Source organism: Streptomyces sp. NPDC001787 (assembly GCF_040297465.1).
Classification (GTDB): Bacteria; Actinomycetota; Actinomycetes; order Streptomycetales; family Streptomycetaceae; genus Streptomyces.
Genome location: NZ_JBEOZE010000029.1, coordinates 70,474 through 83,688, shown reverse-complemented (window position 1 = coordinate 83,688; position 13,215 = coordinate 70,474). Strand labels below are relative to the sequence as shown.

Below are 13,215 nucleotides of genomic sequence, written 5' to 3'. Positions count from 1 at the left end.
TCATGCGCCGTCGGTGTCACGCGTTCGATTCCTTTCGGTTCGGCGTTACAGGGGTGCGGAGGTTGTCGCCGCATCGGTCGGCCACGTCAGTGAGCCGGTGCGCAGGTCGTCGATGACCGAGTCGATCCATGCCATTTCGGCGCGAGCGAGGCACAACGCGTATTCAGCTTCGATGACGTGCATGCGGAGTACGCCGGCCGCCAGGGCGTCCGCGAGGCGTTCTTCATCGGCGGCCGTGCGTTGCCGAAGGCGTTGAGCACGCTCGGCCAGGGCCTCCACCGCACCGCTCACCCCTAGGGCGCCGAGATAGGTGACCGCGCCCAGGAACTGCGAGAACTCGCGCTCTGGGTTGCGGATCTGGGAGTCCAGGCGTCGTACGAGTTCGTGGTGGCCCTCTTCCGTGAGGGCGTAGACGGTCCTCTCCGGACGGTTTCCCAAGCGCTGCCGGCCTTGTGAGGCAAGCCATCCCGCTTCGGTCAGGGCGGCAACGGTGTTGTAGAGCGTGCCTCGCGTGATCGCGGCCGCGTGGTTGTCGCTGCGTTTTCGCAGTTCGGCAAGCATCTGGTGCGGGTGCGAGGGCTGTTCGAGCAGGAGACCCAGCACTGCCAGAACGATCGGGTTGTCGAGAGCGCGACGTGGCATAGTCGAACTCTATCAGTCTAAATAAACTATTGGGCGGCCTGTGGGAACTGGAGTCGCGTCGGACGGCTCGGCGGTCTGCCGGTCGGTGTCACGCGGGGGCCGGGGCAGCCGCCTCTTGCGGACTGCGCGGGCCGGGCACGGCCGACACGGCGACCAGGTCCAGGTCCAGGCGGCTGTTCAGGTCGATGGTGCCCCAGCGCCGCTCGGTCTCGCCCTTGATCGCCACCAGGCTCTCGGACTCCTCCTGCTTGCCGCGCGGGGAGACCCTGATCCACGGCTCGCCGTGCTTCTTGACGATCGCCACCCCGCCCGAGGCACCCCCGGATGGCGCCCCGAGAGCCCCGGAAGCTGCCGCTCAGCCCCGGCCGGACCGCAGAACGCCCCCGAAAGCTGCAAGATCCCGCCCGATCGACACGATCGGACGGGATCTCGGGAAGCCAGCCTGAGCGAACTCAAGAACGTCCAACGACCGGATCCGCGACGCGCACGTAGCCCTTCACCGCCGTCACTGTCGACCGGCTGACTTCCTGTCAGCCCACGAAGAGTTCGCCTTCAACGCGGGAGACCTCGGCCATCGGCAACCAGGACCAGTTCCGAGGAGAACGAAACGGGAGGTACCGCACCCATCGTGCAGCGATAGTTCGCGCTCGACGCAGAGGTGATCCCGAACAGCGGCGCCACCAGCAACCAGCACGACGAGCTGCTCGAACTGCGACTGACGGGACAACCTCTGCGGGCCGAGGTAGGCGCCTACATCATCTTGGGGCCGTCGACAGCCCTCTGGGCGCAAGCTGCAACGTGGGCGCAGCGGAGCGCTTTCGCCAGCGGGTGGGCCTTGCCGAGCACCTGTACGGTGTCGGAGAGGGTCTGTTCGAACAGCGGGATCGCCCGGTCCAGGTCGCCGGCCAAATGGTAGGCGTAGGCCAAGTTGTTGCGGGCGGTCAGGGTGGAGGGATGAGTCTCACCCAGCACCAGGACCCGGGCGTCCACAGTCTGTTCGAACAGCGGGATCGCCCGGTCCAGGTCGCCGGCCGAGTGGTAGGCATAGGCGAGGTTGTTGCGGGCGGTCAGTGTGTCGGGGTGGTCCTCGCCCATCACCCGTACGGTGTCGGAGAGGGTCTGTTCGAACAGCGGGATCGCCCGGTTCAGGTCGCCGGCCGACTCGTAGGCGCAGGCGAGGTTGTTGTGGGCGGTCAGTGTGTCGGGGTGGTCCTCACTGAGCACCTGCACGGTGTCGGAGAGGGTCTGTTCGAACAGCGGGATCGCCCGGTCCAGGTCGCCGGCCGACTCGTAGGCATAGGCGAGGTTGTTGCGGGCGGTCAGCGTGTCGGGGTGGTCCTCGCCCATCACCCGTACGGTGTCGATGAGGGTCTGTTCGAACAGCGGGATCGCCCGGTCCAGGTCCCCGGCCGACTCGTAGGCGCAGGCGAGGTTGTTGCGGGCGGTCAGCGTGTCAGGGTGGTCCTCGCCCATCACCCGTACGGTGTCGGAGAGGGTCCGCTCGAACAGCGGGATCGCCCCGCTCAGATCCCCCGTCGGCCCGTGGCGATGGTTGTGTCCACACCGGAGGCACCAGTCGGAATGGTGCTCTGACATGACATTCCCTTTCTTGCGCGAGTCGCGCAACTGGAACCGCAGTCGCTCGTAGTGCTTCGACGACTTCGACTTATCGGTCCGGTTCAGTCACGTTATGGGAAAGTCAAAATAGGTGTCCGGGTAGGGTTCGTCTTTCAGGGTGTAATGCCACCATTCACACTCGTATGGGCTGAAGCCGGAGGCCTCCATGATGGAGCGGAGGTGTTCTCGATTTCGCGCCTCGGATTGTGTGACCCCTTGTGCTCCGTGATGCGAGATCGGATCCATCAGGTCGTGGTCACCGCCCATGGCGGCAAGTTCTCCGGTGGCCATGTGGTAGAGAGTCAGGTCGACGGTGCTGCCCCGACTGTGGCCGGATTTTGTGGCGACATATCCCATCTCGAACATATCGGCTCTGTCGATATGCGGATGGTGTCGCTGCTTCGTGCGGCCATCCTCCGGCTGCCTCGACCAGCGCACAAAGCAATCCACGGCGCGTTGAGGGCGGTATCCATCCCAGAGGAGCAGGCCAAAGCCATAGGACTGGGCCTCTTCTCGCGCCCTTTCCAGGGCCGCGAACAAAGGCCTGGTGCCGACGATTCGATTGGCCAGGTAGCCGTCCACGGGTTTGCCGGTGAAGTTGTCCCAGGTGGCGTACTTGGAATCCCAGCGTACTCCGGGTACACATTCGTCCAGGAAGGCAAAGTTGTCATTCATCGGATCTTTCCCGTCATTGCCAACGTCACCATCCGGTCGATCACTTCGGTCAGCGTGATCCCCGCAGCCGCCATCATCCTCGGATAACGGCTGTAGGAGGTCAGGCCAGGCAATGTGTTGACCTCGTTGAGGACTACACTTCCATCCTCCTTGAGGAACATGTCCACTCGTGCCAGGCCGCTGCACCCCAGGGCGCGGTAGATGGTCATTGCCGTCTCCTGAACGAGCGAGCGCGACTCTTCTGAAATGTCGGCGGGAACGATGAACGTTGAGTTCTCGGATCCGCTCTCCGGGTCCTTCTCCTGATGGATTTTGAAGAACCCGTGCGACAGCGCGACTCGATCCACCTCGCCTGCGATCAAATCCAGTTCGTTCCCCAGGATGGCGCATCCGACTTCGCTGCCGACGACAGCCTCTTCGATGAGCACCTTTGAGTCGTACTGTCGCGCGATTTCCACCGCCGGCAGCAGTTCTTCTTTTTGTGATACCTTGCTGACGCCGAAGGAAGACCCCGAACGGGCCGGCTTCGCAAAGACGGGATACGTCAGCTGCTCGGGATCAATACTCTCGTTCGCCGCAACGGTCCAGAAGTTCGGTGTGGCGATTCCCGCGCTCCTGGTCATCTGGTAAGCGAGGGACTTGTCCATGCACAGAGCGGAACTCTGCACGTCGCAGCCCGCGTAGGGGATGCCGGTGAGCTCCAACAGGCCTTGCATCGCGCCGTCTTCGCCAAGTTTTCCGTGCAGGATGGGCAGCACGACGTCCAGATTGATCGTGCTGTAGCGCCCCTGCTCCAGGACGAGCAATCCGCGTACGCTTCTGTCCGGTGACAACAGCGCCGGACGACAGTTGCCACTCTCCCAGTCTGGGCCAGGGCTGTCGCAGAGTTTCCAGGCGCCGCCCTTCGTGATCCCGATGTAGAAGGGTTCGTACTTTTCGAGATCGATACTTTTTGCGACCTCTTGCGCGGACTTGATGGAGATGGGGTGTTCTTCGGAGCAGCCCCCGAATACGATTCCGACGTTGAGCTTATCCATGCTGGTTCCTGCTTTCGAACTTCAGGCAATTGGTGATGGAGTTTTCGACCGTGTCGCTCAGGGCGTGGTCTGTGTAGTAGGCGGTGTGCGGACTGATGATCACGTTCGGCATCTCTTGCAGCCGCAACAGCGCCTTGCTGTCAATGGGTTTGTTTCGGCAATCGGTGTAGAAGATTCCTTCCTCTCCTTCGAGGACGTCCAGCGCGGCACCGCCCAAACGGCCGCTTTCCAATGCGGAAACAAGGGCCTCGGTGTCGATAAGTGAACCGCGTCCAGTATTGATAATGCATGAGCCGTGCTTCATCTGCTCGATGCGGTGGCGATTCAGGAGGTGGTGTGTATCCGCGGTGAGCGGTGTGTGGAGCGTTACGATGTCGCTCAACTGCAGCAATTCATCGAGAGGGACGTAATCGGCCTCGTTCGTGGGGTGACTGTCATGGGCCAATGTCCGGCATCCGAAACCCCGCAGCCTGTCCATGACTGCTACGCCGATGCGCCCCGTTCCCACGACTCCGACGGTCAGATCGCGAAGCTCTTTTCCGCGGACTTCGTTCAACCGGTAATCGTGCACATCTGCGTGACGGATGATGGACTTTGCGTTTCGCGCCGTCATCAGCATCAGCATCAACGTGTAGTCGGCCACGCTGTCCGGTGAATAGGCGACGTTTTCCACGGAGATGCCGACGCTCGCTGCGTACCCCACATCGATGTGGTTGTATCCCACGCTTCTTGTGGAGATGTAAGCCACGCCTGCCCGGCTGAGTGCAAGAAGAGTGGAATTTTCGATGCCAGTTTTATGGCTGACGCTGATGCATCGGTTTCCGTTTGTCAATTCAACGTTGGCTTCGGATACCGCTGCCTCGGTGATGGTGGGAATTGCGCCGACGCGAGGCGCCATCTCTCGGAACAGGGCGGCCTCGTCCTTCCCACACCCATAAACCGTGATTCCCGTGGGTGCGGCGGCTGTGGGATGCGGGGACGTCAGCGATTGGGTGCGGCCGACCGCCGCGTGTGCTGGTTCGCTGTAGGTCATGCCTACAGTCAAGGCGGCGTGGCGTTGCCGGAACGTATGAGGTTTTCGATATGCCGACAATATGTTACCGGTGGGTAGCATATCGTCGGTGTATTGAAAACCGCATACACGCCGGCAACACCGCACCGGCTTGACTTGAGGGGTGACCTATAGCGAACCAGCCTCCTCGTGCCTCCACTCCGCCGGCCTCGCTCCCGCTCGCGGGCTCCCGCGCCGCGTGAGCATCGTTCCGCTCAGCCTCGGCGAGATTGCTGCGGTCGTCGGCGGGACGGTCGCGGGCGACGACACAGTGATGGTGACCGCGCCGGCCGTGCTCGACGGTCGATTGGCCGAGCCGGGCGGCCTCTTCGTCGCCATAGCCGGGGAGCGTGCCGACGGCCACGATTTCGCCGGCCAGGCCGGCGAGGCAGGGGCGGTGGCTGTGCTCGGCTCCCAGCCCACTCCGCTGCCCACCATCGTCGTCGACGATGTCCAGGCGGCGCTGCAGAAGCTCGCCACCCATGTCGTGGTCCAGCTGCGCAAAGGGCTGACCGTTGCGGGGCTGACCGGCTCCCAGGGTAAGACCAGCACCAAGGACCTGTTGGCTGCCGTGCTTTCGAATGCCGGGCCGACGGTCGCCACCATCGGCTCGCTCAACAACGAGCTCGGTGTACCGCTCACCATGCTGCGCGCCGGCATGGGCACCCAGTACCTCGTCCTTGAGATGGGAGCTCGCCGCATCGGCGACATCGCCGCGCTGGCGGGCCTGGTCGCGCCTGACATCGCCGTCGTCCTCAACGTCGGCAAGGCACACCTCGGCGAGTTCGGGTCGCGCGGAGCCATCGCCAAGGCCAAGGGGGAGCTGGTGGAGGGGCTGGCGCCCGGCGGCACCGCCGTCCTCAACGCCGACGATCCCCGGGTGGTCGCGATGCGCGCGCTCACCGACGGTCCGGTGCTGACCTTCGGGCTGGCCGAGCATGCCGACGTACGTGTGCTCGACCTGGCGCTGGACCGGCTCGGCCGGCCGTCCTTCACGCTGCGGACCGCCGACGCCTCGGCTCGCGTCGCGCTGCCGCTCGTGGGTGCGCACCAGGCACTCAACGCGGCGGCTGCCGTGGCGGCGGGGCTATCGGCCGGCATACCTCTGGAGGTGGCCGCGGCGGCGTTGGGCACGGTCTCGCTGTCGAAGTGGCGCATGGAGCTGCGCGACCTCGCCGGCGGCGCGATGCTGCTCAACGACACCTACAACGCCAACCCCGACTCGACCCGCGCCGCCCTGGACGCGCTGGCAGCAATCGAGGGCGGGCGTCGCATCGCCGTCCTCGGCGAAATGCTTGAGCTGGGGCAGGAGAGCGAGGCCGAGCACCGTGCAATCGGCGCGTACGCCGCCGACCGGGCCGACGTGGTGGCGACCGTCGGCGCGGGCGGCCGTTGGATCGCCGCCGGCGCGGGAGAGGCGGCGGTGGCGCTGGCCGACAACGACGCGGCCATCGACTGGCTGCGCGGCCACATTGCCGCAGGCGACGTGGTCCTCGTCAAGGCTTCCCGCGGTGCGTGTCTCGACGAGGTCGCCGCCGCGCTCACGTAGCCTGCCGGGGCGAGCCGGGCATCCGCGTCGCGGAGTGGACGGTCGACGACGTGGTCCGGGACCTTGGAGGCCGCAGGAACCGGGACGACATCCCCGCTTCGTCGACGTACCCGCGGCGCCGGCTGAACTTGTGCGCACCATGCCGACGATCACTGCTGGTGACCTTCATACGGAGGCATCCGTGCGTGGGGCAACGGACTCCGCGGCCGCGACATGGTCATCGGCGACGCCCGCACCGCCGATGAACAACCCGCCCTCGACGCCTGCTCTTTGGGGCCGCCCGGACTCGTTCGGCTCACGATGGACCTCAAAGGCGGTTTCCCCTAACCTAAGGGCTGTCCCGTAAACCCTGGCGGATCAGCGCACGGCGTCAGAAGCGGTGCATCGCAAGGCGGAGGGACGTTCGCATACTGGATGTATGGGGGCGTTCCGGCAACGCGGCGAGGTGCCGTAGCTGTCGTCGTGCGCCCACCAGGGTTTACGGGACAGCCCTTAGGTGAGGACCGGCGGTGTGAGATGCCACTGTTGGCATATGCGTGCAGTCAACTGATGGAAGAGCTTCCACGGTTGTCCGTTGTACCGGAGTGCAGCACAAACGCCAGAACGGAGATGGCTATGGACAGCGAGCGCGGCCCGAAAGGGGGGCGCACGCTGGCCAGCAAGCTGGAGCACTTGTTCGAGACTGTCATTCCACCCGGACGTGGGCCGTACGGCACGGAGGAAGTAGCCCAGGCCATCACGGCAAGCGGGGCGTCGATCTCCGGCAGCTATGTCTGGCTGCTGCGTAAAGGCCAGCGGGACAACCCCACAATGCGGCATCTGCAGGGGATCGCGGATTTTTTCGGAGTGCCTGCGGCGTATTTCTTCGATGAACAGGTGGCGGCGGACGTCGACGCGGACTTGGGGCTGCTCGTCGCGCTCAGGGATGCGGGCGTGCAGAACGTGGCGCTACGAGCGGCCGGCTTGTCGTCCAAGAGTCTGCACTCGATCAGCGAGGTGATCGAGCGGGTCCGTGAACTGGAGGGTCTGCTGAAGGACGCGCCGGATCACCGCTCAGCAGAACGCGGCCACCAGGACGGAGAGTTGCCATCGTCGCCTGGCGGCGCAGCGCCCGACGAGAGGCACGGAGAGGGTGCGTCAACCTGAGCGGCTTGCACCGGCGCTGCATCGCAAGGCGGAGGGACGCCCCATGCTGAATGTATGGGGGCGTTCCGACAACGCGGCGAGGTGCCGTAGCTGTCGTCGCGCGCCCGCCAGGGTTTACGGGACCAGCCCTTAGCCACTCACTGGCTATCGCGATGCCGACAGGCAGCCCTGGATTCGACCACCTGCCTCCCTGCGCCGGCCTGTGGGCCGGCTGACCGCAAGGGAAGGATCGCCGTCGGGCACGATGCCGATCTCATCGCAGTGCCCGGCAATCCCCTGCGGGATCCGAACACTCCGCTCGACGTCCGGGCTGCGATCACGACGGGCGGAGCTTGGCGCCATGTCGCGGAACGCCGGGTGAGTCTTGGTGACGTACCGCGGAGTGCGCGCTCGGTGCTCGGCCGCTGCCTGGGTGCGGCTGCGGGCCCGGCCGGCCCTGAGCGGATCGCGGGCAGGTGCGCTCGATCTGGAACGCGCGGTCAACGCGTCCGTAGCGGTGAACGGTGGCGGAGGCGAAGTGGCGCCGTCGCGCTGCCAGGCCGCTCCGGACGTCACCTTCCGGCTGTCTGAACAGCGTGTCGTCCACCGCCGCCCCCAGGGCGTCTGCGCGATCAGCTTGGTCACCGGAGCCGCGAAAGTACGGAGGATGGGGCAGCCCGAGCAGCCTGCCTGACGAACAGTCAGAGTGCTGCAGGTTCCGAGTCCGGACTGGAGACAAGAGTCGACGTCCATCAACTCACGTGAAGGCCGGGGGTGTGTACGGATCCACCTCTGTTGACGCGTGCTTTGGGGGCTGTTAGCGTCGCGATCGTTCAACTGGTGAGCCACGACGGGGAGTTGGCACCCACACCAGTGGGCCCCTCTCGTGTGGCCCCGGGGCCTGGGGCGGTTCACCGCTCCGCTCCAGCACAGCAGCTCGTCCGGCCGCGCCCTGGCGCTCTGGCCCGGGCTTTGAGGCAGAGAGGACGGGTACAGCGACCGATGATGGTACTGCAGAAACGTGATGGTGGCCGAGCGGGACTTCGGCTGCCTGCGGGCAGCCCGGGACCATCTCCCATGTGGGGGACCGCACGTTCCGTGTCGCCTTCGCTGCGTACATCATCGGCAAGAGCGATTCGCCGAATGTGCTGGCCGGCTCCACAGCCGCGCCAGTGGTTCCGTTGCTCGCCTCCTGCCTCTTCGGTGGCGTACTGCCGCGCCGGTTACTGACGGACCATCATGGTTTCCGCTGACCAATTCGGCGATGTCGGTCAGCCAGTAGATCGGCATGGAGGCCTCCTTCGCCCACTGCCCGAGGGCTGCGAAGGCCACCGTCGAGTAGGTCGCCCAGGGTGATTGCAAAGTCGCCTGATTACGTATCGCTGTGACCGGCGGCAGCCGAGGAGTAGACGTGAACATCCGGGCAGGGACATTCGCGCATGTCGCTCCCTCTGCGCCTGCCTGTGAAAATCCCACAACATCGGTATTCAACGGAAACTCTTGAGGTTAAAGCACCTTCCTGTGGCTCCTGGGCGGAGTCTGTGAAGGTGTGTGTGCGGTTTGCCTTCACGGAGAAAATTCTGAGTCTGCACCGTCGACACCGATCGGATGAGTAGTGGCAACGATGAGTTCTGTACCGCACCGCAACGGTTTCGAAAAGGAAGAGATAAAGAGGGGGAGGGTTCACACAGAAACGACGAGCCTTGACATAGTTTCTCTCCCTGTCGTCGAAATCGAGGTGTCCCGCCTGACTTCCGTATCCTCGCCTCGAACCTCAGGTGAGGATACGGAGCACGTCGAGACACTGTTGTCGATTGAGGGAGGGCTCCCGCCCATTCTCGTTCACCGGCCGACGATGCGGGTGGTTGATGGCCTGCACCGGTTGAAGGTGGCACGACTCAGAGGCGATACGAAAATCGCGGCAAGATTTGTCGATGGCACCGAATCGGACGCCTTCGTCCTGGCCGTCGAGGCGAACATACGGCATGGTTTGCCTCTCTCGCTCGCTGATCGCAAGCGTGCGGCTGTCCACATCATCGGGACGCACCCGCAGTGGTCCGATCGGCGGGTGGCCTCGGCGACCGGCATCTCGGCCTGCACGGTGGCCGACCTGCGTAGGCGCGGCGGAGACAGTGGAGCCGAGGCAAGGATCGGGCGGGATGGGCGCGTCCGTCCGGCCGACGGTTCGGGGCGGAGGACACTCGCTGCCGAGCTCATCCGCAGTGATCCAGACCTTTCGCTCCGGCAGGTCGCCAAGCAGGTCGGCATCTCACCGGAGACGGTCCGGGATGTGCGGGGTCGGCTGGAGCGCGGTGAGAGCCCGGTCCCGGACGGGAGCGTGAGGTTACGGGCCGAGTCGCATCCACTGCATCCCACGGAGCCGGGCTTCGGCCGCGCCGTGGATCGAGATCGTCTCGCGATGCTGGAGCGCCTCAAGGCCGATCCGTCGTTGCGGCTGAATGAGACTGGCCGAATTCTGTTGCGCATGCTCACCATGCACTCCATCGACGGGCAGGAGTGGGAAAGGATCTTGCATCGTGTCCCGCCGCATCTGTACAGCGTGATCGCCGAGTTTGCCAGAGAGCACGCCCGGGTCTGGACCGGGTTCGCGGATCGCCTGGAGAACAGGGTGGCCAGTCTGGCCGCAGAATGATCGCGCTCGGCAGCGTTTCGCCGCAGGCGGCGCCTCTCGCTATGCGGCCGGTTCACGCGCGCAGGCACCCAGCCCGTATTCGCTGGAAGCCTTGACGAGCACCACGTCCCCCGGCGCGATCAGCTCGGTGGTCACCCTGACTGTCCCGGCCGCGTCCTCGACCGTGTGCACCGCGGCCTCCGCGTCGGACGCCTCCTGTGCCCTGGTTTGTGGATCGCCTTCGCCGGCTGCGATCAGCAGGTTGCTCCCGAGTTCGGCCACAGTCGGCCCACTTGCTCGTGCCGGGGCCGCGAGGCGTCGGCCTGCCCCCGCCCCCGCCCCTGTCAACGAGCTTGCGGAGCATTGCGGATCTCCTGGGGCGTTGGAGGCAGGTCGGCGTCCGGGTGGTACTCGAAATGCCACCACTCGTTGTCGTAGATGCGGTAGAGGTCGTAGCGGGCACCGTGTTCCTCGAGCCAGCGCGCGCCTTCGTACGGGCGCACATCGAGCGCGGTGCCCTTGACGTGCTTGGATTCCGCCGGTGGCAGCACGAGCATCCGGGCCGCGGCCAGTGAGCCGACGCGGCGCACCTCCTGGTCGAACAACTGCTGCTGGACGAGGGGATCGCGGTATCCCGAGGTGAGGCCGATGAGTTGCCCGTGGCGCCAGAGAGCGCCGGCGCGTGCGGCGGTGAACGCCGCCCTGGCACCGTCGGTGAGCCCGGTGAGATCCTCGGCGGGAAAGCGGATCCCCAACGCCCAGTCGCAGGCCAGTTCACGGGCGCGGCCGGGATTGCGGACGAACGCAACCGGGAGCAGGAGCACGGCGAGCACCACCGCAAGTACGGCGAACAGCCGGTCACGGGGCCGAGGCGGGATAATGTGTGGTTCGTTCATACCTCCATTCGAGGGGGCATGACGTTGTCAGCCCGTATCCAGTTTTCGATATGCCGACGATATGCATCGGCTCGTAGCATGAGGCCATGCGAGTTTTAGTCGTTGAGGACGAGCCATACATGGCAGAGGCCATCCGCGATGGGCTGCGCCTGGAGGCGATCGCGGCCGACATCGCCGGGGACGGTGATACCGCTCTGGAACTGCTGAGCATCAACACCTACGCCATCGCCGTCCTCGACCGGGACATCCCCGGACCTACCGGTGACGAGATCGCCCAACGCATCGTCGCCTCCGGCAGCGGCATGCCGATCCTCATGCTGACCGCTGCCGACCGGCTCGACGACAAGGCCAGCGGGTTCGAGCTCGGCGCTGACGACTACCTCACCAAGCCCTTCGAACTCCGAGAACTCGTGCTCAGGCTCAGAGCACTCGACCGCAGGAGCGCCCACAACAGACCACCTGTGCGAGAGATCGCAGGCCTGCGTGTGGATCCGTTCCGCCGCGAGGTCTACCGCGACGGCCGCTACATCGCGCTCACCAGGAAGCAGTTCGCCACGCTCGAAGTCCTCGTCGCTGCCGAAGGCGGTGTCATCAGCGCGGAGGAGTTGCTGGAGCGAGCGTGGGACGGGAACGCGGATCCGTTCACCAACGCGGTGCGCATCACGGTCTCGGCCCTGCGCAAACGACTCGGCGAGCCCTGGCTGATCAGCACCGTGGCCGGGGTCGGTTACCGCATCGACACAGGACCGAACGCCGATGACCAGGAAGCGGAGCGTGGATAGGCGTCAAGGGTTGAGTGTCCGCCTCAAGCTCACCCTCAGCTACGCCGCATTCCTGGAGATCGCGGGCGCCCTGCTGCTCGCCGCCGTGTGGATGTTTCTGCTGCGAGGAAGGTCGGACAGCCTGAGCGTCCCTGATCGGACCGACTTCCTACGCGTCTTCGACCCGAGCAATTTCGGACCGGTCGTCTTCATCCCGGCGGGAATCCTAGTACTGGCGTTCCTGCTGCTGTTCGGTCTTGTGGGCGGGTGGATTCTGGCCGGCCGGATGCTCACCCCGCTGATTCGTATTACCGACGCCACACGCAGGGTGGCGAACAATGGACCGCTCTCCCACCGGATCCGCCTACCGGGTCGCCGAGATGAGTTCCGCGAACTAGCCGACTCCTTCGACGTCATGCTCGCGCAGCTCGAAGCCCACGTCGCCGAACAGCAGCGATTCGCGGCCAATGCCTCTCATGAACTGCGCACTCCGCTGGCGGTCACTCAGGCGCTTCTCGACGTGGCCCGCAACGATCCGAACCGCGACACCGGCGAGCTTGTCGAGCGCCTCCGCGTGATCAACACCCGGGCCATCGACCTCACTGAAGCACTGCTCCTGCTCAGCCGCGCCAACCAGCGGTCATTCACCAGGAAACGCGTCGACCTGTCCCTCATGGCGGAGGAAGCCACGGAAACGCTCCTCCCCCTGGCGGAAAAGCATGGCATCACCATCGAAACCACCGGCGACATGAGCATCACCATCGGCTCCCAGGCGCTCCTGCTGCAGATGACCACGAACCTGCTGCACAACGCGATCGGCCACAACCTGCCTGAACAGGGCATCGTATGGGTGAATACCAGCGTCCACCGCGACTCTGTTGTGCTCGTTGTCGAGAACACCGGCGAGAAGCTCACCTCAGAGCTGGCGTCGAAGCTCACCGAGCCATTCCAGCGCGGCACCGAACGCCTGCACTCCGACCACGCAGGTGTCGGCCTCGGCCTGGCAATCGTCAAAAGCATCACCCGAGCACACGACGGAACCCTCACCCTCACCCCCCGCCCCGCCGGCGGGCTCCGCGTCACGGTGCGACTGCCCGCCGCGTCAGCGCACACACAAACGGATGGCGGTCAGGCCTGACGAAGGTCCGGATCTCACAGGGCTGTCGTCGTGCGCCCGCCAGGGACTACGGGACAGCCCTTGGCCGACAGCGGTCACGGACCGAGGAAGAT

13 protein-coding genes are annotated in these 13,215 nt (G+C 65.2%); 5 read left to right on the top strand and 8 right to left on the bottom strand.

Going from position 1 to position 13,215, the window contains the following annotated elements; all coding sequences use genetic code 11:
* Positions 1–45: 45 nt before the first annotated feature.
* From ABT170_RS31305 to vanH, 6 genes are all read right to left on the bottom strand, one after another.
* On the bottom strand, positions 46–642 hold the full coding sequence (locus ABT170_RS31305; protein WP_329940390.1) for a PadR family transcriptional regulator: 597 nt from the start codon (positions 640–642) through the stop codon (positions 46–48).
* 88 nt (positions 643–730) lie between these two features.
* Entirely contained in the window at positions 731–946 is a 216-nt protein-coding gene (locus ABT170_RS31300; RefSeq protein WP_351872952.1) for a hypothetical protein, read from the bottom strand.
* 446 nt (positions 947–1,392) lie between these two features.
* Positions 1,393–2,238, bottom strand: coding sequence for a tetratricopeptide repeat protein (locus ABT170_RS31295; RefSeq protein ID WP_351872949.1), 846 nt, complete (start codon positions 2,236–2,238; stop codon positions 1,393–1,395).
* Between the two features lie 87 nt (positions 2,239–2,325).
* Positions 2,326–2,934, bottom strand: a complete 609-nt coding sequence (vanX, locus tag ABT170_RS31290) for a D-Ala-D-Ala dipeptidase VanX (RefSeq protein WP_329944543.1) — start codon at positions 2,932–2,934, stop codon at positions 2,326–2,328.
* Positions 2,931–3,971, bottom strand: coding sequence for a D-alanine--(R)-lactate ligase (gene vanA, locus ABT170_RS31285; RefSeq protein ID WP_329944542.1), 1,041 nt, complete (start codon positions 3,969–3,971; stop codon positions 2,931–2,933). The genes vanX and vanA overlap by 4 nt, the downstream gene beginning before the upstream one ends.
* A complete protein-coding gene (vanH, locus tag ABT170_RS31280) occupies positions 3,964–5,004 on the bottom strand; it encodes a D-lactate dehydrogenase VanH (RefSeq protein WP_351872945.1) in 1,041 nt (346 codons plus the stop codon). The genes vanA and vanH overlap by 8 nt, the downstream gene beginning before the upstream one ends.
* 223 nt (positions 5,005–5,227) lie before the next feature.
* Here vanH and ABT170_RS31275 point away from each other — a divergent pair, with 223 nt between their 5' ends.
* From ABT170_RS31275 to ABT170_RS31265, 3 genes are all read left to right on the top strand, one after another.
* Positions 5,228–6,571: a UDP-N-acetylmuramoyl-tripeptide--D-alanyl-D-alanine ligase gene (locus ABT170_RS31275; protein ID WP_351872990.1), complete on the top strand. Its 1,344-nt coding sequence runs from the start codon at positions 5,228–5,230 to the stop codon at positions 6,569–6,571.
* 615 nt (positions 6,572–7,186) lie between these two features.
* Positions 7,187–7,717 (top strand): helix-turn-helix domain-containing protein, encoded by a 531-nt coding sequence (locus tag ABT170_RS31270; protein ID WP_329944540.1) that lies wholly within the window; start codon positions 7,187–7,189, stop codon positions 7,715–7,717.
* A 1,603-nt stretch (positions 7,718–9,320) separates the two neighbouring features.
* Complete coding sequence (locus tag ABT170_RS31265; RefSeq protein WP_329944538.1) at positions 9,321–10,349, top strand: ParB/RepB/Spo0J family partition protein; 1,029 nt, start codon at positions 9,321–9,323, stop codon at positions 10,347–10,349.
* A 39-nt stretch (positions 10,350–10,388) separates the two neighbouring features.
* Here the strand turns inward: ABT170_RS31265 and ABT170_RS31260 are convergent, their stop codons facing one another.
* Positions 10,389–10,610 carry a hypothetical protein gene (locus ABT170_RS31260; protein WP_351872942.1) on the bottom strand — a complete coding sequence of 74 codons (222 nt, stop codon included), beginning with the start codon at positions 10,608–10,610 and terminating at the stop codon, positions 10,389–10,391.
* A gap of 62 nt (positions 10,611–10,672) precedes the next feature.
* The gene (vanY-N, locus tag ABT170_RS31255) at positions 10,673–11,224 is read right to left on the bottom strand and encodes a D,D-peptidase/D,D-carboxypeptidase VanY-N (RefSeq protein WP_351872939.1); all 552 of its coding nucleotides are present in this window, start codon (positions 11,222–11,224) and stop codon (positions 10,673–10,675) included.
* An 86-nt stretch (positions 11,225–11,310) separates the two neighbouring features.
* Here vanY-N and ABT170_RS31250 point away from each other — a divergent pair, with 86 nt between their 5' ends.
* The gene (locus tag ABT170_RS31250; protein ID WP_329944535.1) at positions 11,311–12,006 is read left to right on the top strand and encodes a response regulator transcription factor; all 696 of its coding nucleotides are present in this window, start codon (positions 11,311–11,313) and stop codon (positions 12,004–12,006) included.
* The gene (locus ABT170_RS31245; protein WP_351872936.1) at positions 11,981–13,123 is read left to right on the top strand and encodes a sensor histidine kinase; all 1,143 of its coding nucleotides are present in this window, start codon (positions 11,981–11,983) and stop codon (positions 13,121–13,123) included. The genes ABT170_RS31250 and ABT170_RS31245 overlap by 26 nt, the downstream gene beginning before the upstream one ends.
* Positions 13,124–13,215: the final 92 nt, after the last annotated feature.